Genomic DNA, 23885 nt, shown 5'->3' with positions numbered 1-23885 from the left:
TGTGGCCGTGAGCTGCGGCGGATGTCTATCCCACAATAGTGGGGTCGCCCGGTCGGAGGACGCCGGTCGGATCGTGCCGCCGGCGGATGGTCTCCAACCGGGTTCGCTGGTCTGCCGACCAGAGCGCGTCGCGTTCGGCGGCGGTCCGCCCGGAGAAGTTCAGCAGAGCTCCGCACGAGTGGGCGGCAAGCGCCTCGTTCACGGCGGCGAGATGCTCCCCGACCTGGTCACCCAACGGGCCCGCGGGCACGCCGATGGCGATGACGGAGAACGCGCCCTCGCGACCGACGACGGCGTTGGGCACTCGTTGCGGCGCCCGCAACCGGCCGCCGAGGAGTCGGATCTCGACGATGGCCAGCGGGCTCGCCACCTGGGGGCCGGCGACCGCGAGCAATGCGTCCACGGCCGACGCCGGGAAACCGGTGAGCAGGCAGCCGCGTTCAGCGCTCGGCATCGGGCCGGGCGGGTCCATGTGCACCGCGTCGAGCGCGGCGGTCGGCAGGACGTCGACGTTCTCGAGCAGGACCGGCCCCGCCGATCGCATCGGCGCCAGCAGCGCGGCCGCGGTGGCCGGGTCGCCGGTGTGCGTGTAACGCACGTGGACGGCGAGTTGGCCCTGCAGGGGCGGGGGCAGGTTGGGGTCCGGCGGAAGCCGGAGGATGGCCACCGAGGTGCCGGCCTCCTCGGGCAGGGTCGGTGCCCACTCACGCCACGCATGCAGGACGTCGCCCGCCGACGAACCGGCGAAGAAGATCCCGCCGCCGTAGACCGTGGGCAGATCGAACAATTCGAACTCGAGTGCGGTGACGATGCCGAAGCCGTCGCGTCCGCCGAGCAGTGCCCAGAACAGGTCCGAACCCGCGGACGCGTCGACCGTGCGGACGATTCCGTCGGCCGTGACGAGCTCGATCGACCGGACATGGTCGGCGGCGTAACCGAATTGCCGACCGAGGGGACTCAGGCCACCGCCGAGCGTGTACCCGACGACGCCCACCGACGACGAGGAGCCGACGAGCCCGGTGAGGCCGTGTGGCGCGGTCGCCGCGGCCACGTCGCGCCACCGCACGCCGGCGCCGACGCGAGCGGTCCTGGTGACCGGGTCGACGCTGATCTCGGTCATCCGAGAGGTGGTGACGACCACCGTGCCGCGGCCCTCGATGGGCGAACCGTGCCCGGTGGCCCGCGCGCTGACACGCAATCCGTTGGAGCGCGCGTACCGCACGGCGGCGGCGACGTCGGCGGCATTCGTCGCACCGACGACCACGTCGGCCGCCGGGATCGCCGCGAGGTTGAAGCCGGACAGTTCGCCCGTGTAGCCCTCGTCGGTCGCGGTGAGGACAGGGCCGGCGACCGCGGACAGCAGGGCGTCGAAGTCGGTGGAGTCGATGGGTTCGGAGGTGATGGACACGATGATTCCTTCGGGATCGGGACGTGCGGATGAACGCTGTGCGTGTGTCGGTGGAGCGCCGGGACCGGCTGCTCCATGGGACTCAGAATGGCTGAGCCCCTTTTGTTCCCGCCATCCCTCGAACGCGGGAAATCCGCGCGCCAGAGTTCTGGGCCCGCGAGCGTCCCAGAATTCTGGGGGGGCGGCGGTCAGTCGACCCGACCCCGCTGATTGAGCCGGTACCGAGCGAAGCGACCCCCGCTGGTGAGCTGCCGTCGAACTCCCGCTGGTTGACGCGGTGTTCGACCCCCCGCTGGTGGTTGAGCCCGCGCCCGACCCCCCGCTGGTTGAGCCGGCACCCGACCCCCCGCTGGTTGAGCCGGCACCGAGCGAAGCGAGGAGCCGAGTCGAAGCCACTTGGTGACGTGACTCCCAAACCGGTAACTGTCTCTCACGTCCGACTGGCCACAGACTTGCCCCAGAAGCGATTCCCCACCAGTTCGAGCGAACCCAGAATCACCACTGTTCACCACATTTTCCGACAACGAATGTGACTGGAGTTCATCACGGTCAACGGTCACCCCGCGAGGTCAGTCCGTCAGGGCCCGGTACGTGGCGGCTTCGAAGTCGAGGTATCCGTCGACCGACGCAGGATCGAAGAACGGGAAGATCTGCGTCGCCCAGAAGCCGCCGAGCCGGGTGTGGGGATCGATCCAGTAGTAGAGGTTGGCCAGCCCGGCCCACGACTGGGACCCGGCCGGGCGCCCGGTAGGCGCGTCGGCATCGTTGATCATGAACGGGTACGACCACGATTTCGGTGTGCCGGGGAAGAATTCGACGTCGTGACTCAACGGCAGTATCACGCCGGGGAGTCGTCTGACGGCGAGGTCCCCGATCTGATTGCGTAGCGCGAGCTCGACGGTGTCGGGGCGCAGGATCTGCTCGCCGCCGTCGGATCGGCCGCCGCGCAACCACATCCGCAGGAACGTCAGATAGTCGGGGACCGTCGACCAGAGGCCCTGCCCGCCCATGTCGATCTCGGGGTCGGCGGGCTGTTCCCACCGGTGGTTGGGCACGAGCTCGCCCCGCTTGCGCATGTGGAGGACGGCACGTCTGCTCCGGGCGTCGTCGGAGAGCGCGAATCCGGTGTCGGACATGCCGAGTGGGGCGAGGACCCGCTCGTGCATGACCTCGCGGAGTCGACGCCCGGCGACGGCCTCGATGACCTGTCCGACCCAGTCCAGGCCGGAGCCGTACTCCCAGTTCGTGCCGGGATCGAACAGCAGGGGGGTTCGCAGTGACGCCCCGGTCGCCGTGGCGACGGCGGGCACGCCGTGGTCCGAGGTCAGTCGGCGGTAGGTCTCGTTGAAGAAGTCGTAGCCGAAACCGGCGGTGTGCGTGAGCAACTGGTGTGTCGTGACATCGGACGCCGGCGGGCGGAGACGGGGCCGGCCATCGTCGTCGAAGCCCTCGATCACCTGCAGCTCGCCGATGTCCGGTACATAGGAACGCGCCGGTGCGTGGAGGTCGAGGTCCCCGTCCTCGACGAGCTGCAGCGCCACCGTCGCGGTGACCGCCTTGGTCGCGGAGAACAGTGCGAACACCGAGTCGACGGTCATCGGCTGTGGGTCGTCGAGGGCACGTACGCCGGCCGCGCCCAGGAACACCGTCTCCTCGTCGGTCGTCACGCCCGCGACCACACCCGGGACCCGCGGATCGCCCTCGGTGCGCGCCGCCAGGATCGGACCCACCGCCTCGGCGAGGAGGTCGGAACGGACGGTGCCCGGGGGTCGGGTGTTCATGTGACGGATTCTCCTCATCGACGTGGTTCGCGACCGGCGCCGACGAACGTGCGAAGCCGTTCGAGGGCGAGGGACAGGTCATCGGTGGATGCGGCGTAGGACAGCCGGACGTATCGGTCCGCGGCCGCGACCCCGAAGTCATTGCCCGGGGTCATGGCGACGTGGGCTTCGGCGAGCGCCCGGTCGCAGAACTCGGTCGACGTCAACCCGGTGGAGCTGACGTCGAGATAGACGTAGAACGCGCCGTCGGGGATGACCGGCACATCGAGACCGATGTCGGCGAGTCCGTCGACGACGAGTTGCCTGCGCCGCGTGAACTCGCGGCGGTTGTGTTCGGCGACCGCGAGCGAGTCCGGGGTGAAGCACGCCATCGCCGCGTACTGCGACGGTGTCGGTGGGCACACGTAGAAGTTCTGCGCCAGCCGTTCCAGCACTCCCACCAGTTCGTCGGGGACGATGCACCATCCCAGCCGCCACCCGGTCATCCCGAAGTACTTGGAGAAGCTGTTGACCACCACGGTCTGGGCGATCCCTGGCGACTCGGTGGCCAGGACGCTGCGCGGCGGCCTCCCGTCCGCGGCGGGATCGGACAGGCCGAGGTAGATCTCGTCGACGATCGACCATCCGTCCCGCGCGGCAGCCAGGTCGCACATCGCCACTAGTTCTTCGTAGGGCATCGACGTGCCGGTGGGGTTCGACGGCGTGGCCACGATGACCCCGCGGGTGGAGTCCGTCCACGCCTCGTCGACCTCGGCGGTGGTGAGCTGGAACCGGTTGGCGGGGGTCGTGGGCAGGAGCCTCACCTGCGCGCCGAAGGCGTGTGCGAACTGGCGGTTGCACGGATAGGACGGGTCGCCGATGAGGACCTCGTCGCCCGGGTCGATCAGTGCCGCGCAGGCCATCAGGAGTGCCGCCGACGCGCCCGCGGTGACCGCCACCCGCGCCGGGTCCACCGGGGCCTCGAAATGGTGGCCGTAGAAGTCCGCGATGGCCTCGCGCAATTCCGGTAGTCCGAGGGCGCCGGTGTACGCCAGCGACCGCCCGGTCGCCTCGCGGGCCGCGGCGAGGACCGCAGGCGGCGCCCCGAAGTCGGGCTCGCCGATGTTCAGTTTCACGACGGAATGACCGGCCGCCTCGAGTTCGGCGGCCCGTTTCGCGAACTCCATCGCCTGGAACGGTGCGATCCCTGCGGCGCGTCGAGAGATCCTCATGCGTCACATTGTGCGCGGCGCGGAATTCGCGGTCCGACCCGCACCACCCGGCGATCTCCGACCTCGACGGGCAGGATGTGGGGGTGCCCATCCCCGAATTCATCCGCGATCTGCGAGCACAGGTCGGTCACCGCGAACTCTGGCTGTCCGGCGTCAGCGTCGTCGTCCTCGACGACTCCGGGCGGGTGCTGCTGACCCGGCGCGTCGACAACGGGCAGTGGGCCGTCGTGTCCGGCGTCCTCGAACCGGGTGAGGAACCGGCGCGGGCCGCCCTGCGCGAGGTACGCGAGGAGACCGCGGTCACCGCCGAGATCGTCCGACTGACCAGTATCGACGTCACTCCGCTGATCACCTACCCGAACGGCGACCAGACCCGCTATCTCGACGTCTGCTTCCTCGCGCGGTACGTCGACGGCGATGCCCGGCCCGCCGACGACGAGAACTCCGACGTCGCGTGGTTCGCACCCGATGAACTGCCGTCGGATCTGACCGACACGTCCGCGCTGCGCATCGAGAAGGCGCTCAGCGGCAACGCCGAGGCCTGGTTCGCGCGGTAGGGGTTCCACCGGTAGGGGCTCCCTCAGGGAAGTCCCTGAAGTTCGCCCCAGAAGTGCCGCCGACCATCGCTTTCCGTCTTCGGCGAGCGCAGACTGGGCCCATGAGCACATCGACGAACACCACCGGCATGACCTTCTGGAAGGTCCTGGGAGTCATCGCGGTCGCGCTGATCGCGCTGGCCGTCCTCGGCCCGCTACTCGAGGGACTCTTCTGGATCGCTCTCATCGCACTCGCCCTCTACGGCGGCTACATGCTGTTCCGTTCGAACAAGAAGGGCACGCCGCCGACCGCCTACTGAACCTCGGCCCTATCCCCCGAACAGCAGGTACAGGCCGAGGAACGTGTAGCTGACCATCGTCACCATCATGGTGAGCTGTCCGGTCAACTGGTGCCGGCGGGGTAGGAGCCGCAACGACGCGTCGTGCGCCGCGGCGACTCCGAGCAGGTGTCCGCCGAGCACGAACGCCACCTTGAGTGTCACGGTGACGGTCGGATGATCCGACATCACGTAGACCGGGTGGGCATCGCTGAGCCACAACACATTCCAGCCCCGTCCCAGCGGGTCGCCCAGCGCGAGGACGGCCTCCTGGCCTTGCTCGACCAGCGACTGCAGGTAGTGCGCGAGGATGTAGCCGATCACGATCGGGACGAGCGAGTGCGCCATCAGTCCCGGCAGGCGGCGTCGGAGGTCCGGTTGCACGCCGCCCACCGCGCGGGCGGCCGTCCAGAACGTCACCGCGACGACACCGACGAACACCAGCAGACCGGCGGTCGCGTACAACGTGGCGATCGTCCGGCTGCCGTCGGCTCCCTCGGCGACGAGGTCCTGCCACAGCGGGATCGCCGAGAAACTGTCGAATGCGGTGGAGCCGAGCAGGATAGCGAGGACCGTCACGGTGCCCGGGAGCACCGGCAACGTGGGCAGCGAGTTCATCGGACTCCGCGCGATCACCCGGCCCTCGCTGTTCCGGGCGAATGGCGAGAGTCGTGACGCCACTGTGCTGTACACCGCGAACGGGTCCGCGTCCGTTGTCCAGCGCAGCCCGTAGACGACGCCACCGGCGAGCGTGATCACCAGGTAGCAGATCAGCCAGATCCGCACCGACGACACCGAACTCGGGTCGGGGGACGCCAGTTCCAGCCAGACGAAGGCGAACAGGCCCGCCGCCGCAGGCCACCACCCCAGCCGGCGCGGATAATCCGTGAGCCCGACGACTCGTGGGCCGGCGACCTTCCGGACCACCCGCAGAACGGTCCGGACCGGCGACAGCAGTCGCCAGACCGGTCCGAGAAGCGCCGACAGCACGGTCATTCCGACCCAGAGCAGCACATAGAATGCGCCGGGCAGGGGATTGTCGTCGGTGTCGGGCCCGAAGGCGGACACGATCAGCCACACCGTGAGAACCACGGCGAGGCCGCTGATCACGCCGCGAACCCAGCGGTTGTCGACGGTCTTCGTCACCCATGGTGGCAGCTCTCGACCGGCGTCCGGTCGCCCGTAACGTGGTGTGCGCCAGGCTAAGGCGATGACCGCGAACGAGATCGTCAACGCCCAGGCGCCGCCGATCAACACCGCGGTCAGCGGAACCGGCAGGTACTCCGAACCACCCAGCCCGTGGGCGAGCAGAGCGTCAGTCGGCCTCGCGGGCGGGGTCATCGGCCTCGTTCCGGGTCGGGGGAGCGGTGGGCTCGGGGTGGGTGGCGCGATCGGCAGCGGTGTCGTCGGGTGCGTCGTCGGTGTTGCTGTCGGTGCCGTCGTCGTCCCCGCGGCGGCGGTCGATGATCGCGATCGTGACGATGACACCCACCACCAGGAACGCGGGGATCACCGCCGGCAGGGCCAGCACGAGTGGATGCGTTGCGAGGTGGTGGACGGCGGGGCCGGCCGCGGAACCGATCACGGCTGCGGCTGGAGTTCTGGCTTCCGCGCGCCCGAGGTCGCCTCACGCGCGTTCACCCGGCCGGCTCCCCAGGACAGCGCGGCGATGAGCAGGAGTGAACACACGAGCACCACCAGGGACGCGGCGCCGAACAGCCACGACGGGTAGTCGAAGGTGCGCTCGCGCTGCAGGATCGAGATCTCGGCGACGAACGGTTTCGTCGACGATTGCTGCGCGGGTTCACCTTCCGCACCGATGGCGGGGTCCGCCGGCAGGTACACCGGGACGCCGGCCATGGTGGTCCCGTCCTGCACGCGCAGGATGGTCTTCCACGAACCCGACACCGGCATCGGTTCGGTGGACCGGAACCGGTTGGGACCCACGCGCTCGAGCTGGTCGATGACGATGCCGCGGTCGTTGTCGATCCCGCCCTGCCAGGACATCAACGTGACCCACTCGGGGTCGTCGCTGAGCGCATCGGTGGGCTCGAGGAAGACCTCGGCCGTGACGTTCTGGTCGGCCGCCGCGTTCGGGCCGGCCGGGGTCAGGACGATGCGTGCACTGGTGTCCGCGGGGACGGAAACCCGCAGTCCGTTGGCGACGGCGCCGCCGATCACCAGCACCGAGAGCACGACGGCGGTGACGCTGATCCAACGGCGAGGGAGTCGCTCGCCGACGCTGACGATGCCGAGCATTCCGCCGCACAGACCGGCGACGACGCCCACCGGGACGGCCATCATCAGTGCCTCGCCCCACATGCCGGTGACCCACGGGAACGGATAGGCCGCGGCGATCCACCAGGACTCGATCCAGAGTCCGAGAGTCGCGACGCCCAGACCGGCCACCGCGCCGAAGAGCACCCGGCGCTTGAGCAGCGGGGTCAGCGCAAGCAGTTCGACGACCACCGCCGCGCCCAGGTAGAGCGGGAACACGTTGATCGGGGCGCCCAGAGCCGGTCCGACGACGACGGCGACGACCCCGCGCAACAGGATCGCGAACACCGCCGCGACGAGTGCCGCACCCGGCCCGAGGCTGATCCGGGCGGCGACGAGGGCGAACGCCCCGGCACCGGCGATCATCATGGGCTGCAGGACGAGGCGGAACTGCTCGACGCCGAAGTCGTATTCGATCTGGAACACCGACATGCCGATCACCAGGCCGCCGAACGCCAGGCAGCGGACGAGCCACTGACTCCGTCCGTCCTGCGGCGCATCGGGGCCCATGGCGGCCCGGCCCTCACGGTCGAGGATCACGACAGCGATGAGCGACAGACCCGCACCACCGATCAGCATGAGGTGCGTCGGGCCCCACAGCGTGACGTCCTGGCCGAAGATCCGGTGCCAGACGTCGTCGAGCGGGAATCCGAGCAGCGCGTAGAAACCGCAGCCGGCCAACAGGATTCCACCGACCGGGGCGTACCAGTTGCGGGTGATCCGGATCGCCGAGCGGCCGGGTCTGTCGAACGGCAGGAACACCGACAGCATGCCGGAGATGAACAGCAGGAACAGGCCCACCAGGATGAAGTAGTGCGCGGGGTTCGCGAGCGGCCCCTCGTCGCGGCCGTCGCCGATGTGCAGGCTGACGTCCCAGAGAAAGCCGAACAGCGCGCAGATGATCGTGCTGGTGAACAGGAAGATCGGCAGGGCAGCCCACGGCGGGCGGTTCACGCGGCGCCCGGCCCACTCCGACAGCGTGGTCAGCCAGGTGATCTTACGAGTGCGGTGCAGGTAACCGATCCAGAGCAGACCGATCGACACGACCGCGGCCACCGCGGACATCAGGAAGACCTGGTCGAGAGCCGCCCCGCCGCCTTCGGCGGCGAGATGGAGAGGCGTGACATCGGTTGTTGACATGGTCGAAGTATGCACAACCGCACCCGGGTACCGGAAGTGCTATGCCCAAACCGGCGGTCACGCCGGGCGGGTCAGCCGGTGGGAACGCAGGACGAGGTCGTGCAGATCTCTTCCGGCAACTCGATCTCGGGGAGTCCGGGGATGGCCGGCAGTCCGGGGATGATCGGCTGACCGGGAGTCGCCGGTGCATCGGGACCCGGGGCCGGGGGTGTTGCTGCGCCGCCCGGCACCGTCACCCGGATCGGTGCGGCGACCGTCGGGGTCATGCCGGTCAGGGGCGGGTTCGTGCCCCAGAACTCCTCGGTGGCGCCCGTGCCCGGCGGCAACGTGATCGTGGTGCAGCCCCAGTAGATGTCGTAGGTGCCGTCCGGGATCGTCGTCGATCCGGTGGGGGCGGGTGGCGTGCCCTGAGAAATTCGCAGCGGCAACGACTTCGACGACCCGGGGGTGATGAGCGCGCCGAGCTCCTCGGGGGTCTGGTACCCGAAGACGACGTTCGTCGGGGCGCCGCCCGCCGGGACGCCGACGATCTCGCAGCCGATGCGTTTCGCGGCCTTGTTCGTGACCGTCAGGGTGACCGTGTTCCCGGCTGCGGACGCTGTTGCGGTGACGTCGGTCGGCGCGGCCGCGGCATCGGGTGTGTGGGCGGCGCCGATCGCCGCCGCGGCGCAGACCGCCAGGCCGGCGGTGACCTTTCGGACTCGGATACTCATGCGGTTGTCCTTTCGCGTGGGTTCTGAGCCCGGGCCGAGCTCAACGTGCGGGATGATCTCGGTCGAGACAATCGAGATGCATGGTCGTCGGTGTTCGCGGGATATCGCATTTCGGCGAATTCTCATGAATGTGTGTCGAGTGAGTTTCTCACTGTGCTTCTGAATCGGCCGACCCATTTCATGGATATCGCCGGTCAATGCTCACCGAATCATTGTTACAGATCATCGGAATACCCGCAGAATGAGGGTGTACATCGAGATGGTCGTCTATTTCGCACGTTGCGGGTACGTCGACGTCGGATGGCGCGGGAGCGAACACCCGGTGGCCTCGGCACGGGGTCGGTAATCTGACTCGCGACCCAGGACGACCGAACAGACCGGGGACACCATGCCGACGGTGATCGCGACCATCAGCCTCAAGGGCGGGGTCGGGAAGACCACGCTCACCGGGGGCCTCGCCGACTTCCTCGCCGGTGTCTTCGGCAAGAAGGTCCTGCTCGTCGACCTGGACGCGCAGACCAATCTGACGACCATGACGATCGGCCAGGAGCGTTGGCTCGCGTGCAACGCCAGGCGTCAGACCGTCGCCACGCTGTTCGCCGATGTGCTCGACGGCACCCGGACCTTCGATCTCGAGGGCAGCGTGCAACGCGATGTCTCGACCGTGAGTGGACTCACCGGAATCGACCTGCTGCCGTCCTCGCTGGACCTCATCGAGCTGGCCGAGGAGCTGAGCGCCCATCGGGTCACCGCCGACGACCACCTGGCGGCCGTGGAGGTCCTGCGGAGCGCGCTGGAACCGATCGCCGGGAATTACGACTACATCCTCATCGACTGTCCGCCCAATGTCGGACCGTTCAGCCTCAACGGATTGGCGATGGCCGCCGGCTATCTGATCCCGACCATCCCGGATGTGCTGTCCACCTATGCGATTCCGCACATCCAGCGTCAGGTCGCGGATTTCGGCGCCGAACTGGGACGCGACATCGTCGAACTGGGGGTCGTCATCAGCAAGTACCGGGCGTCGTCGGCTCTCCATCAGGACACGGTGCGGCGACTGCGGCGGGATGCCACGATCCAGAACGTCCTGCCGACCTATGTGCACGAGGGCAATGCGATCGGCGCGGCAGCCGACTTCACGTCCTGGCCCAGCCTGCACGCGAAATACGGTTACCACGGACACTACGAACAGCTCCGCGACCTCACTCGCGCGGTCATGGTCGAGGCCGGCGCCAAACTCTCCGCGACCCTCCCGAGTTCCCGCGTCCCATTCGATCAACTGACGCCGAAGCCCAGCTCAAGCGTCTAAATTCGTCTCAGCCGACCGACCGGGCGGCGTCTCGATTCCTCCTCAAGGGGTTCCCACCATGCGTAAAGTCCACATCACTTCGGTTCTCGGCGCCGCGGCACTGGCCGTCGCCCTCACCGCGTGCGGTTCCGACGACTCGGACTCGGCATCGGCAGGCACCGACGCGGAGGCGACGGTGACCGTCGACGGTCAGGAACTGGAACTGGCGGACAAGACGGTCGGGTGCACGGACGCCGCCGGCAAGGTGACGATCGGGATCGGTGCGGGCTCGGGGGCCTCGGGTATCGGGGTCGTGCTGACGTCGGGCGATTCCCCCGAGGTCGAGTCCGTGGGTCTCGGCTCACTCGACGGAGTCACCCTGGGCTACCAGAAAGGCGCAGGCGGCGGCAGTGCAGACGTCACCAAGGACGGCGACACCTACACGGTGACCGGCGAGGCATCCGGTGTCGATCTCGCCAACCCGACCGAACCGGTCACCAAGTCCTACGAGATCAAGGTGACCTGCCCCTGAGAAGGATTCCCCGGTGCCGGGTCTCGATCCGGTGACAGGACCGGTCTCGATGTGTACACGTTTCTCTCGGTGCCGGTTTGAGCGTCGCCGTTCTGGGTACGTTGACGGATGTAGCAGATCGAACGATCTTGCGATCGGATGATTCGCTCATCGGATCAACGACGACCTCAGGAGGCAGTAATGCTGGGAATTGGCATCATCGCGTGGATCATCATCGGCGGATTGGCCGGCTGGATCGCCAGCAAGATCATGAAGACCGATGCACAGCAGGGGATCATCCTCAACATCGTGGTCGGTGTCATCGGCGGGCTCCTCGGCGGCTGGCTGCTGACCCTGTTCGGGGTCGACGTGGAAGGTGCCGGTTGGATCTTCAGCTTCATCACCTGTCTGGCGGGTGCGTGCATCCTGCTGTTCCTCGTCAAGCTGGTGACCGGGCGGCGCGGACACACCCGCGTCTGAGGTCACTCGGACCCACCGCTCGACTCCGCCCCGGCCCGCGTTCCCTCGGAACGCCGGCGCCGGGGCGGAGTCGTGTCGGTGCCCGGTGCATGTGCGTACGTTGGATTGGGTACGAGGACATGGCGACCGCACAAGTGAGCAACCGAAAGTGAGCATCCAGTGACTCGAGTGGCGATCATCGGCGGACACGGCAAGATCGCACTGCGGCTGGCCCGGATACTGACCGCCCGCGGTGACGAGGTGACCTCGATCATCAGGAACCCCGAACACGCCGAGGACGTCGCGGACACCGGCGCCGTGCCCGTGGTCGCCGACGTCGAGACGCTCGACACCACCGGGATCGCCACCGCGATCTCCGGCCACGACGCGGTGGTGTGGACCGCGGGCGCCGGCGGCGGGGATCCGGCACGGACGTACTCCGTCGATCGTGATGCCGCGATCCGGTCCATGGACGCCGCCGTCCGCGCGGGGGTGCACCGCTACGTGATGGTGTCCTACTTCGGCGCGGGCCCCGACCATGGCGTGCCCGAAGACAATTCGTTCCACGCCTATGCCGAGGCGAAGGCGGCCGCGGACACGTATCTGAAGTCCACCGAGCTCCGGTGGACGATCCTCGGACCCAGCCGGCTGACCGACGAAACCGGGACCGGCAGTATCACTCTGGGTGGCGATCGGGTCGAGGGGGACGAGGTGAGCCGTGACAACGTCGCCCAGGTGGCGGCGGCCGTCCTCGACCATCCCGCCGCCGTGCACGAGGTGATCGAGTTCAACGACGGCGACACCCCGATCCTCGATGCCTTCCCGCGATCGTGAGGACGTCGGTACTCCTGGGATCGGTTCCGGTCCGGGACGTCCGGCGGACATCTCCGGCGTCCTGACCTCCCTTCGCGAGATCGTCGGCGATGCGAATGTCCTGACCGACGCCGACGCGACGGCGGGCTTCCTGACCGACTGGACCGGCCGGTACCGCGGTGAGGCCGACGCGGTCGTCCGGCCCCGCACCACCGGCGAGGTCTCGCGCGTGATCGCCGAATGCGACCGCTCGGGCATCCGGATCTGCGTGCAGGGCGGTAACACCGGGCTCGTCGGCGGTTCCGTCCCGCCGCCCGGTGGCGGCGCGAGCGATCCGCGGATCGTGCTGTCGACGGTGCGGATGACCGACATCGACGAGGTGGACACCGTGGGCCGGTGCGTCGGCGTCCAGGCGGGCGCGACCGTCGAGTCCATCGACCGGCGTGCGGGGGAGTCCGGTCTCTCCTTCGGCATCGACCTCGCCTCGCGCCAGAGCGCGACCGCGGGCGGGGTCGTGGCGACCAATGCCGGTGGGACGCGGATGATCCGCCGGGGCAACGCGAGGTCGCAGATCCTCGGGATCGAGGCGGTCCTCGCCGACGGCAGAGTCCTCCGCCGGTGGACCTCGCTGGTCAAGGACAACGTGGGATACGACCTGCCGTCCCTGCTCGCCGGCAGCGAAGGAACCCTGGCGGTGATCACCCGCGTCCTGTTCAGGCTCGTCACGCCGCCGACGGCCGCCACGGTCGCGGTCGCGTCGGTCGAGCGGGTCGAGAACGCCATCGACCTGATCGGGGCCGCGTCGTCGGCGGGGCTGACCGTCGAAGCCGCCGAACTGATGACCGAAGCGGGTGTCGCACTCGTCTCCGACCACGGGCACCGGCGACCGACCACCACGCCGGGCCCCTACTACGTGCTCGTGGAGCTGTCGGGGACCGGTGACATCGAGTCGGCGGCAGCCGAACTCCTCGCCGCCACCCCCGGGATCGTCGACGCCGTCCTGGAACCGGCTCCGGCCCGCGCGCTCTGGGCCGCCCGCGAAGGCCACACCGAGGCCATCGCCCGGTCGAGTTCGACGCCGGTCGTCAAGCTCGACATCTCGGTGCCCATCAGAGCCCTGCCCGAGGCGTTCGCGGAACTGTCCCGAGTCGGTGCGGACGGCGCATTCCCTTGCCGGCCAATCCTCTTCGGGCACGTCGGGGACGGCAACATCCACGTCAACCTGCTCGACGTTCCGCCCGAGCACGTGACCGCGGTGACCGACTCCGTGTTCGGGATCGTGGCCGCCAACGGGGGCAGCATCAGTGCCGAGCACGGAATCGGGCGCGCGAAAGTGGCCTGGACGCACCTCGGTCGCGACGCCACCGACCTCGCGACCATGCGGGCGATCAAGGCGGCGCTCGACCCGCGGGGTCTGCTGAATCCGGGGGTGTTGTTCGGGTGAGCGCCGTGCCTCGGGCGGGAACCGCGCGGCGCGCACGGCGAGCGCGTGGAAATGCTGCGATCATGCACGGGTGGCTGATGTGAACCTCGATCGGTTGACCGCACTCGCTCACCGCTACGGCGTCGCCACCAGCTACGTCGGCTGGGGCGAGAAGCGTCACGACGTGGACCCCGAGACACTGGTCGCGGTCCTGCGGGCGCTCGAGGTGCCCGCGGGGTCGCCCGAGGAGATCGAGGAGTCGATCCGCGAGATCGACGAACAGCCGTGGCGCGAGTTCGTCCCGGCGGTGACGGTCGTGACCGAGGGCTCGGGCGCCACGTTCGCCGTCCACGTCCCGCACGGTCATCTGGTGAAGGTGTGGATCGTCAGCGAGACCGGCGAGGACGTCGCGGCTCCACAGCTCGACGTCTGGGTCGAACCGCGCGAGGTCGACGACGCCCTCGTCGGCCGCGCGACGTTCGCCGTGCCCGATGACCTGCCGCCCGGGTATCACCAGATCAAGGCACTCGACCTCGACGACTCGTCGGCGTCGAGTGCGCCGCTGATCGTCACGCCGCGTCGCCTGCACACCGCGGACCGGTTGATCGGCCGCAAACGGTGGGGACTCGCCGCGCAGCTGTACTCGATCCGATCGGCGGATTCGTGGGGCGTGGGCGACTTCGCGGATCTCGCCGGCATCTGCGAGGTGGCCGCGAGCGCGTACGGCGCCGACTTCGTCCAGGTCAATCCGCTGCATGCGGCCCAGCCGCAGGCGCCGATCGAGGCGTCCCCGTATCTGCCGGTGACGAGGCGCTTCGTCAATCCGCTCTATATCCGGATCACCGACATCCCCGAACTGGACGGGCTGTCGAAGTCGCAGCGCAAGTGGGTCAAGGCGCTGGGTCGCAGTTTCCTCACCGAGAACACCGCGACCGACAAGATCCGGCGCAACAAGTCCTTCCGCGCCAAGATGGAGGCGCTCGAACTGATCTACGGCGTCCCGCTCGTACCCGCGCGTGCAAGCGCCTACCGCGACTTTCGGCGTCGGGAGGGCAAGGGCCTCAAGCGTTTCGCGACGTGGTGCGCACTCGCCGAACGCTACGACGCCGACGACCCGCGCTGGCACGGAAAGTTCCTCGACCGCGCGTACATGAAGAAGAAGCGCCGAAAGCTGGCCAGGCGCATCGACTTCTACATGTGGCTGCAGTGGATCTGCGACGAACAGCTCGCCACCGCCGCGCATGCGGCGCGCTCCGCGGGCATGGGGATCGGCGTGATGGCCGATCTCGCGGTGGGTGTCGCACGGCACAGCGCCGACGCGTGGGCGCTGGGCGACGTGCTCGCCTCCGGGGCGACCGTGGGAGCGCCGCCCGACGGCTTCAACCAGCAGGGACAGGACTGGGACCAGCCGCCGTGGCATCCCCGGCGCCTCGCCGAGGCCGGGTACGAGCCGTACCGCGACATGATCCGCACCGTCCTGCGACATGCGGGAGGTGTGCGCGTCGACCACATCCTCGGACTGTTCCGGCTCTGGTGGATTCCCGACGGGAGCAGTCCGGCTCACGGGACCTACGTGCACTACGACAGCGAAGCACTGATCGGCATCCTGGCGCTCGAGGCGCAACGCGCCGACGCGGTCGTCGTCGGCGAGGATCTCGGGGTCTTCGAGCCGTCGGTGCAGGACTCGCTCCGCGAGCGCGGAATCCTCGGCACCTCGATCCTCTGGTTCGAACAGGGACCCGACGCGGCAATCCCGCCCGAGGACTACCGCGAGCTGTGCCTGACCTCGGTGACGACGCACGACCTGCCGCCGACCGTGGGATATCTGGCGGGCGACCACATCACGCTGCGATCGCGGCTGGGCCTGCTCGCCTCCGGTGAGGACGCCGAGCGGGCCCGGGACGCGCGCGAACGCGATGCGGTACTCGAACTGGCCTACGAGCGCGGACTGCTCTCCCGGGACACCCCGCTGACAGATCCCAAGGTCGTCGACGCCCTGTACGCGGTGATCGCACGGACCCCGTCGGTGCTGCTGAGCGTCGCTCTGGTGGACGCGGTGGGGGAGCGGCGGATTCAGAACCAGCCGGGCACCGACAGCAGCCAGTATCCGAACTGGTGTGTCCCGCTGGCCAATACCGAGGGCGACGTCGTCCTCGTCGAGGATCTCGTCAGCAGCGTGCGGTTCCGCAGGCTGGTGTCGGTGCTCAACGAGTCGGGCGTGCCAGGTTCCTGACGGACACGATGGTCAGCACGAGCGCGACGAGGGCCAGCACGGCGACTCCGATGTTGAAGGCGATCCCGGCGGGCCGAAGACCCCAGTACTGCGCGGTGATCCCCTGGCCGACGATCGGGATGGAGATCGCCACGTAGGCGACGACGAAGTAGGTCGAGGTGACCTCGGCCTTGCGTCCGGCCGGCGTCGCGGCGACCACCGACGCCAGGCCCTTGCTGAACGACATGCCCTGCCCCACACCGCAGATCACCGCGCCGCCGAGCAGCGCCGGGGTCGACGCGGCGACCAGCCCCAGGATCGACAGGCCCGTTCCGAGGATGAGGAGGGCGCAGCCGGCGATCAGCGCCGGCTCGGTGGGCATCCGACCTATGACGATCTGAGTGAGTGCCGAGGACGCGAACAGCACGAACACCAGGAATCCGGTGAACGCGTGGTCGTCGATACCGAGGATGTTCGTGACGAAGGAGGGCATCACGGAGGTGAAGGTGCCCATCACCGCGAACCCGGCGAAGGCCGCGATCGACGCCCGGACGAACACGCCGCGGATGTCGGCGGGCACCGACAGTCTCTGCACGCTCAGCCGGACGCCCGGGACGACGTCGACGGTCTCGGGGAGTCGCCAGATGCCGACGAAGACGAGGACCAGCAAGACGAGATCGAGCACGAACGGGGTGTGCAGCGGGGCCGGTGCGTACTCGGCGAGGAGGCCGGCGATCAGCGGACCCAGGCCCAGGCCGCCGATGTTGGCGGCGGTCGCCACCGCCGGCGCGCGTCCCCGCCACGAGGCCGGGGCGAGTTCGATGACGGCGGTGGTGGCGGCGCCGGCATAGATGCCGGCGGACAGCCCGGACAGCACGCGGCCCAGCAGCAACTGCCAGACGGGGCCCGCGGTCAGGAACACCACGGCGCTGACCGCCGACAGGATCGCACCGGCGATGAGCATCTTGCGGCGACCGATGACGTCGGACCAGCGTCCGAAACCGATCAGCGCGGCGATGACCCCGGCCGCGTACACGGCGAAGATCACGGTCGTGGTGGTGACGCCGAAGCCGAGTTCCTCGCCGTAGATCGCGTAGAGCGGCGTGGGCAGCGTGGTGCCCAGCATGATCACCGTGAAGGCGTAGACGGCCGCGGCGAACGATGCACCGAAAGGGGCGGAGGAGGAGGCGGGGACACTCGAACGGTCAGACATGGCAGCCGACACGCTACCGCCGCGGCCCTGGTCCAGCGCTGTGTGCTGAGTTACGGTTACTGGTGGTAACAGTTAACTTCCGCAGTGTAGCAAGTTGGGGGTGTGTCGGATGCAACCAGAACTCGACGTCGTGATCGTCGGTGCCGGCTTCGGCGGGATGGGCGCCGCGATCGAACTCAAGCGTCAGGGCTTGGACAACATCGCGATCCTCGAGCGCGAAGACGATCTGGGCGGCACGTGGCACGTGAACCACTACCCCGGACTGGCCGTCGACATCGCCTCGGTCACCTACTCCTATTCGTTCGAACCCAATCCGTACTGGTCCCGACTGTTCGCGCCGGGCGCCGAGCTCAAGCGCTACGCCCACCACGTCGCGGACAAATACGACCTCAAGCGGCACATGGAGTTCGGCACCCGCGTCGAGTCCGCGTCATGGGACCCCGAGGATCAGCTGTGGCGTGTCCGGACAGGTGACGGCGGTGAGCGGACCGCCCGCTACCTGGTGACCGCGACGGGATTCCTGTCACAGCCGCACGTCCCCGACTTCCCCGGGATCGAGAACTTCGCGGGCACCATCCTGCACACCGCTGCCTGGGACGACGGATTCGACTTCGCGGGCAAGAAGGTCGCCGTGATCGGCACCGGCGCCACGGCCGTCCAGCTCATCCCGGAGATCGCCGCCCGTGCCGACACCCTGACCGTCTTCCAGCGCACCGCCATCTGGGTGGTCCCCAAGATCGACTTCGCGATCCCCGCGGTCGTGCAGCGGCTGTTCCGCCGGATCCCGCTCACCCAACGCGCTGCGCGAGGAGTCAATTCGTCGCTGCTGGAACTGTTGATGGTGTTCGGCGTCCTGCACTACAAGCAGGTCAAGCCGGGCAACAAGCTGGCCGCCCGACTGGCCAAGGCCCACCTGCGCGCGCAGATCGACGACCCGGAGCTGCGGCGGAAGCTCACTCCGGACTACGACTTCGGATGCAAACGCCCGACCTTCTCCAACACCTACTTCGCCAGCTTCGCCAAGCCGAACGTGACGCTGGAGACCAGCGGCATCGCCGGTCTCGAAGCCGATGCCATCCTGGCCGCCGACGGCACGCGCACCGAGATCGACACCCTCGTCCTCGCCACCGGGTTCAACCTCTGGGACGTCAACTTCCCGGCATTCGACATCATCGGCCGGGACGGGCGCAACCTCGGGAAGTTCTGGCGCGAGAACCGTTTCCAGGCCTACGAGGGCGTGACTGTCCCCAAGTTCCCGAACCTGCTGTCCCTCAACAGCCCGTACTCCTACAGCGGGTTGTCGTACTTCACGACCATCGAGGGACAGATGAAGCACATCGCGCGACTGTTCGGTGAGCTCCGTCGCCGCGGGCAACGCACCTTCGAGGTCACCGAGGCGGCCAACGATGCCTTCCTCGACGAGGTGACCGACCGCCTGCAGTCGTCGGTGTTCTACAACGGGGACTGCGCGACCTCACGCAGTTACTACTTCAACCAGCACGGCGAGGCGACGCTCCTGCGGCCGGCATCGACGTTGCGCACCCTGCGCGAGATGAACTCGTTCCCGTTGCGCGACTACGAGTTCAGCTGAGCGCACCGGGGCGCGCCGGCGGGAAGGCTTGTCTCACAACAGCTCCCTGAGGAGCGAGCTTGCGAGCGTCCACCGGTCCCTGAGGAGCGAGCTTGCGAGCGTCACGAAGGGTTGAGCAACTCCGGACCGTTGTTCGCGACCCGGTTGACCAGTGGGGCGACCTCGCGGATCGCGATGGCGTCGACCAGTGACCGGGCGGGTGGCGCGAACAGCTCGTCGGGCGCCCGGCCATCCGGATCGAGCCAGGCATCCCAGCTGTCGTACGCCATGATCAGCGGCATCCGGTCGTGCACGTCGCGCAGCTCGCCGACCGCATCGGTGGTGAGGATGGAGCAGCTGAGCAGCGGCGGGGCCGGTTCGGCCGTGTCGGCGTCGGTCTTGGGATGCCAGACCGACCACAGGCCCGCCATGAAGAGCCGGGTCCCGTCCTGCGGGGACATGAAGAACGGGATCTTGGTGGGTTTGCCCTTGCTGTCGACCGGACCCTTCTTCCACTCGTACCACCCGTCCATCGGTACGAGGCAGCGCCGCGACTTGACCGACGAACGGAACGAACTCTTCTCCGCCGCACTCTCGGCGCGGGCGTTGAACAGCAGCGGCCCCTTGCCGACCTCTTTGGCCCACGGCGGCACCAGTCCCCAGCGCATCGCCCGCACCCGCAACAACGGATCGTCGTCGGGATCGTCGGGCGAGTGGCGCTTGACGACGGTCATCACCGTCGTCGTCGGTGCCACGTTGTAGTTCACGCCGGGCGGGCGGGGAGTGGCATCGAGATCGGTGGAGTCCTCACCCGCCGGTTCGGGTACCTCGTTGACGGCGTCGATCTCCGCCGCGAGCTTCGCCGGGTCGGTGGTCACCGCATAGCGTCCGCACATGGTGTCCATGCTGCCCTAGTGGGGGCGACTAGGCGGCGGCGATGTCGGCGACCACGGCCTCGGTGACCGACACCAGATCCGCCGGGGCCAGTTCGATCTCGAGCCCGCGCTTGCCTGCGCTGCACAGCACGCGGTCGAACCCCGTGGCCGAGGAGTCGATCACCGTGGGCAGCAGGGTGCGCTGACCGACGGGCGAGACACCGCCGAGGACATAACCGGTGGTCCGGGTGACCGCCTTGGCCTCGGCCATGGTCGCCTTCGACGCACCGAGCGCGGCCGCCGCCGACTTCAGCGACAGCTTGCCGGGCACCGGGACCACCGCGACGGCCAGACCGGATCGCCCGCCGCCGGAGAGTTCGATGACCAAGGTCTTGAAGATCTGCTCGGGCCGCACCCCGAGGGTGTCGGCGAGTGCGGCGACGGCCTCCGCGCCGTAGGCCTCCGAACGCGGGTCGTGTGCGTACCGGTGTACGGAGTGGGCGATCCGAGCATGTTCGAGTGCGGCGATCGCCGGAGTGGATGCCATCGTCGGTTACCTCCTGGTGGTGAGCGGGGTCGCGGGGGTGGCGCGAGAGGCCTCCGCCGGGATCGGCCCGCCGCGATCGCAACGGCGTCCCGGGAACAAACCGCCCGTCGCGCTCTGTTGGGACTGTTCGGACAGCGGACGTAGGGAAACGGACACGAAGGAGGTCGGGAGGCATATGAGCACAGCGGCCGTGATGGAGCTCCCGCAGCGCACCGAGCCGAGGTCACTCTCGGTGGGGGACGGGTCGGTAAGCTTGATCGACAACATCTCCGTGATGCCTCCCATCGAAGGGATCGTAGTGTCCGACACAGAAGCATCCGACACAGAGTCGTCCGGCCCGGGGTCGTCCGGCCCGGCACAGTCGGCGACCGGCCGGTCCGGTACCGCCAAGGCACCCCGCCGGGCCGATCCGAGCGAATCGCCGGAGCAGCTGACCGAGCGGTTCGAGCGCGACGCGCTGCCGCTGCTCGACCAGATGTACGGTGCCGCGCTGCGGATGACCCGCAATCCCGCCGACGCCGAGGATCTGGTCCAGGAGACCTACATCAAGGCGTTCACCGCGTTCGCCTCGTTCCGGGAGGGCACCAACCTCAAGGCCTGGCTCTACCGGATTCTCACCAACACCTACATCAACGGCTACCGCAAGAAGCAGCGTCAGCCCGCGCAGTACCCGACCGACGAGATCACCGACTGGCAGATCGCCGCGACCGCCGAACACACCTCACAGGGGTTGCGGTCGGCGGAGATCGAGGCGCTCGACGCCCTTCCCGACGACGAGATCAAGGCCGCGCTGCAAGAACTGCCGGAAGACTTCCGGATGGCCGTGTACTACGCCGATGTGGAAGGCCTGCCGTACAAGGAGATCGCCGAGATCATGGACACCCCGATCGGTACCGTCATGTCCCGACTGCATCGCGGACGCCGACAGCTGCGTGAGCTGCTGGCCGACGTGGCGCGCGAGCGCGGGTTCAACCGTTCCGCACGTGCGACGGATGCGGAGGTGGCCCGATGAGCGACGTCGATCCGGAGCTGACCCAGCTCGACTGCTCCGCCGTCATCGCCGACGTCTGGCTCCTGCTGGACAACGAGTGCGACCAGAACGCGCGCGAACGACTCCAGGGCCATCTCGACTCCTGCCCGTCCTGCCTGGCGCATTACGGCATCGAGCAGCAGCTCAAAGCGCTCGTCAATCGCAAGTGCGGCGGCGATCAGGCCCCGCAGGGGCTGCGCGACCGTTTGCGCATCGAGATCCGCAAGACCGTCATCGTGCACGAGGTCTCGGAATCCGAGCGCTGACCCCGACGAACACCGGACAACGCAGAACACACGAAAAAGCCCGGGCGGCCTGATGGCCGTTCCCGGGCTTTTTTCTGCTCGTTCGCCGAGACCGCGGTGAGCGGTGATCAGGCGTTGGGGCGCTTGCCGTGGTTGGCAGCGCTCTTCTTACGAGCGCGCTTCTTGCGTCCACGCTTTCCCATGACGCATCTCCTTCGTTGCGGGGCGGGTGCCGCCTGGGGCGGGTCCGCCGTGTACGGGTTTCAGCCGTGTGCTGAGACAACCCTGGCATCGGCCGGGGAGGACATCCCTGGTGTCATCCGGGGAAGACATCCCTGGTGATCGGGACATCACAGTGTCTCAGGGATTCTCCCATGCGCCAAAAACACCTCCGCGCACGCCCCCGGCACCGGACCGTCCGGGTACGACGCCGTGGGCTAATTTAGGTGCATGGCAGAAGACGTGGTGGCAGAGATCGTCGCGAGTGTCCTCGAGGTGCGCGTCGCTGCGGGCGAGCAGATCGAGGTCGGCGACACGCTCGTCCTGCTCGAGTCGATGAAGATGGAGATCCCCGTGCTGGCAGAGGAGCCGGGCACGATCGCCGAGGTCAAGGTCGAGGTCGGCGATGTGATCCAGGCCGGCGATGTGATCGCCGTCTTCGAGTGACCGTGTCGCGCCCCCGCCGGCCGGTCGACGTCGCCGTCTCCTGAGATGTCGACCCTCTCCGACCTCCTCGCCGAGCACACCACGCTGTCCGACTCGGCCGCCGCCCACCTGCAGCGACTCGTCGCCGAATGGCAACTCCTCGCCGATCTGTCCTTCGCGGACTTCCTGCTGTCGGTGCGCACGGAGGCCGGGGCGGTGGTCACCGTCGCGCAGTGCCGTCCCAACACGGCCTCGACGGTCTTCCCGACCGATGAGGTCGGCCGCGTCATCGACACCGAGGCGCACCCGCAGGTGCTGCGCGCCTTCACCTCCTCCCGCATCCTGCGCGACGAGGACCCGACCTGGTCCGGTGCGACGGCCATGCGTCAGGAAGCCGTCCCGGTCGGTTACGACGGCGAGGTGATCGCCGTGGCGACCCGGGCGGTGGATCTCACGCACCCACGCCTGCCGTCGCCGCTCGAACTCGCATACCAGGACTCCGCCGACGACCTGTGCCAGATGGTGGCCGACGGCACCTTCCCGCACGAGGAGGGCAATCCGCGCGGATTGTCGACTCCGCGGGCCGGTGACGGATTCGTGCGGCTCGACGGCCAGGGCATGGTCACCTACACCAGCCCGAACGCGCTGTCGGCATTCCACCGGATGGGGTGGACCGCCGAACTCAACCACACGCACCTGTCCGACGTCGTCAAACAGCTCATCACCGAACCGTTCGAAGCCGACGACGTCGCCCTGATGCTCGACATCGCGGCCGGGGTGACCGAGGTCCCGACCGGTCCCTACCGCGACATCGGGATGCGGGTGGAGGCCGATGCGCGACGCGCGACGGCCCTGATACGCGCCGTCCCGCTCCGTCCGCGGGGGGACGTCACCGGAACCGTGGTCCTGATCCGGGACGTCACCGAGGTCAAGAGGCGCGATCGCGCACTGATCAGCAAGGACGCGACCATCCGCGAGATCCACCACCGGGTGAAGAACAATCTGCAGTCGGTGTCGGCACTGCTGCGACTACAGGCGCGGCGCACATCCAACTCCGACGCACGCGAGGCCCTCAACGAGGCGGTCCGGCGAGTGGCGTCCATCGCACTCGTCCACGAGCTGTTGTCGGGCAGTGTCGACGAGGAGGTCGACCTCGACGAGGTCGTCGACCGGCTCGTCCCGATCCTGATCGATGTCGCGTCGGGGGAGGCGAGGGTGGCTGTGCGCCATCGTGATCGGCTCGGCGTGCTGACCGCCGAACTCGCGATGCCACTGGTGATGGTCCTCACCGAACTCATCCAGAATGCGATCGAACACGGCTTCGACGGGGCGCCGCCCGACGACGCCGAGATCTCGGTCGTCGCCGAACGAGATGTACGTGGTCTGCGAATAGCCGTCCGCGACAACGGTTCCGGGCTACCCGAGCACTTCGACCTCGCCACCTCGGATCATCTCGGCCTGCAGATCGTGAAGACCCTGGTGTCGATCGAACTCGGAGGCGAACTGGACATCCGCGCCAATCCTGGCGGGGCGGGAACCGAAGTGGGTGTGTACATTCCGCTGCGCTCCTGAGCGCGTAAATCGCGAAGCGGTTGGGCGGCACCGGCTTCGCCGGACGCGGCGAGGCGCGAACACGAAAAAACCCGGCCG

24 protein-coding genes are annotated in these 23885 nt (G+C 68.4%); 13 read left to right on the top strand and 11 right to left on the bottom strand.

Annotated elements, in window-relative coordinates; all coding sequences use genetic code 11:
• Positions 1 to 25: 25 nt before the first annotated feature.
• The 3 genes from KTR9_RS19175 to KTR9_RS19165 form a co-directional block, all read right to left on the bottom strand.
• Positions 26 to 1408 (bottom strand): FAD-binding oxidoreductase, encoded by a 1383-nt coding sequence (locus KTR9_RS19175; protein ID WP_014927752.1) that lies wholly within the window; start codon positions 1406 to 1408, stop codon positions 26 to 28.
• A gap of 569 nt (positions 1409 to 1977) precedes the next feature.
• Positions 1978 to 3189 carry a serine hydrolase domain-containing protein gene (locus tag KTR9_RS19170; protein ID WP_014927751.1) on the bottom strand — a complete coding sequence of 404 codons (1212 nt, stop codon included), beginning with the start codon at positions 3187 to 3189 and terminating at the stop codon, positions 1978 to 1980.
• Positions 3190 to 3203: 14 nt separating this feature from the next.
• Entirely contained in the window at positions 3204 to 4400 is a 1197-nt protein-coding gene (locus KTR9_RS19165; RefSeq protein WP_044507093.1) for an aminotransferase class I/II-fold pyridoxal phosphate-dependent enzyme, read from the bottom strand.
• Positions 4401 to 4483: 83 nt separating this feature from the next.
• On the opposite strand from KTR9_RS19165, the gene KTR9_RS19160 reads away from it, so the two are divergent.
• Positions 4484 to 4957, top strand: coding sequence for an NUDIX hydrolase (locus tag KTR9_RS19160; RefSeq protein WP_035717939.1), 474 nt, complete (start codon positions 4484 to 4486; stop codon positions 4955 to 4957).
• 101 nt (positions 4958 to 5058) lie between these two features.
• Complete coding sequence (locus KTR9_RS19155; RefSeq protein ID WP_010843904.1) at positions 5059 to 5256, top strand: hypothetical protein; 198 nt, start codon at positions 5059 to 5061, stop codon at positions 5254 to 5256.
• Between the two features lie 9 nt (positions 5257 to 5265).
• Here KTR9_RS19155 and KTR9_RS19150 read toward each other — a convergent pair whose 3' ends face one another.
• From KTR9_RS19150 to KTR9_RS19135, 4 genes are all read right to left on the bottom strand, one after another.
• The gene (locus KTR9_RS19150; protein WP_014927747.1) at positions 5266 to 6615 is read right to left on the bottom strand and encodes a hypothetical protein; all 1350 of its coding nucleotides are present in this window, start codon (positions 6613 to 6615) and stop codon (positions 5266 to 5268) included.
• Entirely contained in the window at positions 6590 to 6859 is a 270-nt protein-coding gene (locus tag KTR9_RS19145) for a hypothetical protein (protein ID WP_014927746.1), read from the bottom strand. The genes KTR9_RS19150 and KTR9_RS19145 overlap by 26 nt, the downstream gene beginning before the upstream one ends.
• Complete coding sequence (locus KTR9_RS19140) at positions 6856 to 8691, bottom strand: hypothetical protein (protein WP_044507091.1); 1836 nt, start codon at positions 8689 to 8691, stop codon at positions 6856 to 6858. The genes KTR9_RS19145 and KTR9_RS19140 overlap by 4 nt, the downstream gene beginning before the upstream one ends.
• A gap of 71 nt (positions 8692 to 8762) precedes the next feature.
• Positions 8763 to 9404 (bottom strand): hypothetical protein, encoded by a 642-nt coding sequence (locus KTR9_RS19135; protein WP_044507089.1) that lies wholly within the window; start codon positions 9402 to 9404, stop codon positions 8763 to 8765.
• A 388-nt stretch (positions 9405 to 9792) separates the two neighbouring features.
• On the opposite strand from KTR9_RS19135, the gene KTR9_RS19130 reads away from it, so the two are divergent.
• The 6 genes from KTR9_RS19130 to malQ all read left to right on the top strand — a co-directional run bounded on the left by KTR9_RS19130 (position 9793) and on the right by malQ (position 16131).
• Positions 9793 to 10713: a ParA family protein gene (locus KTR9_RS19130; protein WP_014927743.1), complete on the top strand. Its 921-nt coding sequence runs from the start codon at positions 9793 to 9795 to the stop codon at positions 10711 to 10713.
• A 58-nt stretch (positions 10714 to 10771) separates the two neighbouring features.
• Positions 10772 to 11224: a lipoprotein LpqH gene (locus KTR9_RS19125; protein WP_010843910.1), complete on the top strand. Its 453-nt coding sequence runs from the start codon at positions 10772 to 10774 to the stop codon at positions 11222 to 11224.
• A 180-nt stretch (positions 11225 to 11404) separates the two neighbouring features.
• The gene (locus KTR9_RS19120; protein ID WP_010843911.1) at positions 11405 to 11683 is read left to right on the top strand and encodes a GlsB/YeaQ/YmgE family stress response membrane protein; all 279 of its coding nucleotides are present in this window, start codon (positions 11405 to 11407) and stop codon (positions 11681 to 11683) included.
• A gap of 159 nt (positions 11684 to 11842) precedes the next feature.
• Positions 11843 to 12496, top strand: a complete 654-nt coding sequence (locus KTR9_RS19115) for an SDR family oxidoreductase (RefSeq protein ID WP_014927741.1) — start codon at positions 11843 to 11845, stop codon at positions 12494 to 12496.
• Entirely contained in the window at positions 12477 to 13919 is a 1443-nt protein-coding gene (locus KTR9_RS19110) for an FAD-binding oxidoreductase (protein WP_014927740.1), read from the top strand. The genes KTR9_RS19115 and KTR9_RS19110 overlap by 20 nt, the downstream gene beginning before the upstream one ends.
• A 79-nt stretch (positions 13920 to 13998) precedes the next feature.
• The gene (gene malQ / locus KTR9_RS19105; RefSeq protein ID WP_014927739.1) at positions 13999 to 16131 is read left to right on the top strand and encodes a 4-alpha-glucanotransferase; all 2133 of its coding nucleotides are present in this window, start codon (positions 13999 to 14001) and stop codon (positions 16129 to 16131) included.
• Here malQ and KTR9_RS19100 read toward each other — a convergent pair.
• Positions 16103 to 17323 (bottom strand): MFS transporter, encoded by a 1221-nt coding sequence (locus tag KTR9_RS19100; protein ID WP_044507085.1) that lies wholly within the window; start codon positions 17321 to 17323, stop codon positions 16103 to 16105. The genes malQ and KTR9_RS19100 overlap by 29 nt on opposite strands.
• Before the next feature lie 109 nt (positions 17324 to 17432).
• On the opposite strand from KTR9_RS19100, the gene KTR9_RS19095 reads away from it, so the two are divergent.
• Entirely contained in the window at positions 17433 to 18914 is a 1482-nt protein-coding gene (locus KTR9_RS19095) for a flavin-containing monooxygenase (RefSeq protein ID WP_014927737.1), read from the top strand.
• Between the two features lie 101 nt (positions 18915 to 19015).
• On the opposite strand, the gene KTR9_RS19090 is transcribed toward KTR9_RS19095, so the two are convergent.
• A complete protein-coding gene (locus KTR9_RS19090; protein WP_044508118.1) occupies positions 19016 to 19789 on the bottom strand; it encodes an SOS response-associated peptidase in 774 nt (257 codons plus the stop codon).
• 28 nt (positions 19790 to 19817) lie between these two features.
• Positions 19818 to 20315 carry a Cys-tRNA(Pro) deacylase gene (ybaK, locus tag KTR9_RS19085; protein ID WP_014927735.1) on the bottom strand — a complete coding sequence of 166 codons (498 nt, stop codon included), beginning with the start codon at positions 20313 to 20315 and terminating at the stop codon, positions 19818 to 19820.
• Between the two features lie 175 nt (positions 20316 to 20490).
• On the opposite strand from ybaK, the gene KTR9_RS19080 reads away from it, so the two are divergent.
• On the top strand, positions 20491 to 21327 hold the full coding sequence (locus KTR9_RS19080) for a sigma-70 family RNA polymerase sigma factor (protein ID WP_014927734.1): 837 nt from the start codon (positions 20491 to 20493) through the stop codon (positions 21325 to 21327).
• Positions 21324 to 21611, top strand: coding sequence for a mycothiol system anti-sigma-R factor (gene rsrA / locus KTR9_RS19075; protein ID WP_010843921.1), 288 nt, complete (start codon positions 21324 to 21326; stop codon positions 21609 to 21611). Before KTR9_RS19080 ends, rsrA begins: the two co-directional genes overlap by 4 nt.
• Before the next feature lie 107 nt (positions 21612 to 21718).
• Here rsrA and KTR9_RS28300 read toward each other — a convergent pair whose 3' ends face one another.
• Positions 21719 to 21793, bottom strand: coding sequence for a 50S ribosomal protein bL37 (locus KTR9_RS28300; RefSeq protein WP_109239415.1), 75 nt, complete (start codon positions 21791 to 21793; stop codon positions 21719 to 21721).
• 247 nt (positions 21794 to 22040) lie between these two features.
• Here KTR9_RS28300 and KTR9_RS19070 point away from each other — a divergent pair, with 247 nt between their 5' ends.
• Positions 22041 to 22256 (top strand): biotin/lipoyl-binding carrier protein, encoded by a 216-nt coding sequence (locus KTR9_RS19070; RefSeq protein WP_010843922.1) that lies wholly within the window; start codon positions 22041 to 22043, stop codon positions 22254 to 22256.
• 45 nt (positions 22257 to 22301) lie between these two features.
• Positions 22302 to 23807: a sensor histidine kinase gene (locus KTR9_RS19065; RefSeq protein ID WP_010843923.1), complete on the top strand. Its 1506-nt coding sequence runs from the start codon at positions 22302 to 22304 to the stop codon at positions 23805 to 23807.
• The last annotated feature ends 78 nt before the right edge of the window (positions 23808 to 23885 follow it).

Origin of the sequence: Gordonia sp. KTR9, assembly GCF_000143885.2 — a bacterium.
Classification (GTDB): domain Bacteria; phylum Actinomycetota; class Actinomycetes; order Mycobacteriales; family Mycobacteriaceae; genus Gordonia.
The sequence above is the reverse complement of the archived record's forward strand: the minus strand, read 5'-3'. Positions and strand labels throughout refer to the sequence as shown.

Bases quoted from the DNA above. Each gene is read 5' to 3' on its own strand.
- KTR9_RS19095 (WP_014927737.1), top strand. From the start codon at position 17,433: ATGCAACCAGAACTCGACGTCGTGATCGTCGGTGCCGGCTTCGGCGGG.
- KTR9_RS19135 (WP_044507089.1), bottom strand. From the start codon at position 9,404: ATGAGTATCCGAGTCCGAAAGGTCACCGCCGGCCTGGCGGTCTGCGCC.
- KTR9_RS19170 (WP_014927751.1), bottom strand. From the start codon at position 3,189: ATGAACACCCGACCCCCGGGCACCGTCCGTTCCGACCTCCTCGCCGAG.
- ybaK (WP_014927735.1), bottom strand. From the start codon at position 20,315: ATGGCATCCACTCCGGCGATCGCCGCACTCGAACATGCTCGGATCGCC.
- KTR9_RS19140 (WP_044507091.1), bottom strand. From the start codon at position 8,691: ATGTCAACAACCGATGTCACGCCTCTCCATCTCGCCGCCGAAGGCGGC.
- KTR9_RS19120 (WP_010843911.1), top strand. From the start codon at position 11,405: ATGCTGGGAATTGGCATCATCGCGTGGATCATCATCGGCGGATTGGCC.
- KTR9_RS19165 (WP_044507093.1), bottom strand. From the start codon at position 4,400: ATGAGGATCTCTCGACGCGCCGCAGGGATCGCACCGTTCCAGGCGATG.
- KTR9_RS19125 (WP_010843910.1), top strand. From the start codon at position 10,772: ATGCGTAAAGTCCACATCACTTCGGTTCTCGGCGCCGCGGCACTGGCC.
- KTR9_RS19065 (WP_010843923.1), top strand. From the start codon at position 22,302: ATGTCGACCCTCTCCGACCTCCTCGCCGAGCACACCACGCTGTCCGAC.
- KTR9_RS19080 (WP_014927734.1), top strand. From the start codon at position 20,491: ATGAGCACAGCGGCCGTGATGGAGCTCCCGCAGCGCACCGAGCCGAGG.
- KTR9_RS19130 (WP_014927743.1), top strand. From the start codon at position 9,793: ATGCCGACGGTGATCGCGACCATCAGCCTCAAGGGCGGGGTCGGGAAG.
- KTR9_RS19070 (WP_010843922.1), top strand. From the start codon at position 22,041: ATGGCAGAAGACGTGGTGGCAGAGATCGTCGCGAGTGTCCTCGAGGTG.
- KTR9_RS19110 (WP_014927740.1), top strand. From the start codon at position 12,477: ATGCCTTCCCGCGATCGTGAGGACGTCGGTACTCCTGGGATCGGTTCC.
- KTR9_RS19100 (WP_044507085.1), bottom strand. From the start codon at position 17,323: ATGTCTGACCGTTCGAGTGTCCCCGCCTCCTCCTCCGCCCCTTTCGGT.
- rsrA (WP_010843921.1), top strand. From the start codon at position 21,324: ATGAGCGACGTCGATCCGGAGCTGACCCAGCTCGACTGCTCCGCCGTC.
- KTR9_RS19155 (WP_010843904.1), top strand. From the start codon at position 5,059: ATGAGCACATCGACGAACACCACCGGCATGACCTTCTGGAAGGTCCTG.
- KTR9_RS19150 (WP_014927747.1), bottom strand. From the start codon at position 6,615: ATGACCCCGCCCGCGAGGCCGACTGACGCTCTGCTCGCCCACGGGCTG.
- KTR9_RS19090 (WP_044508118.1), bottom strand. From the start codon at position 19,789: ATGTGCGGACGCTATGCGGTGACCACCGACCCGGCGAAGCTCGCGGCG.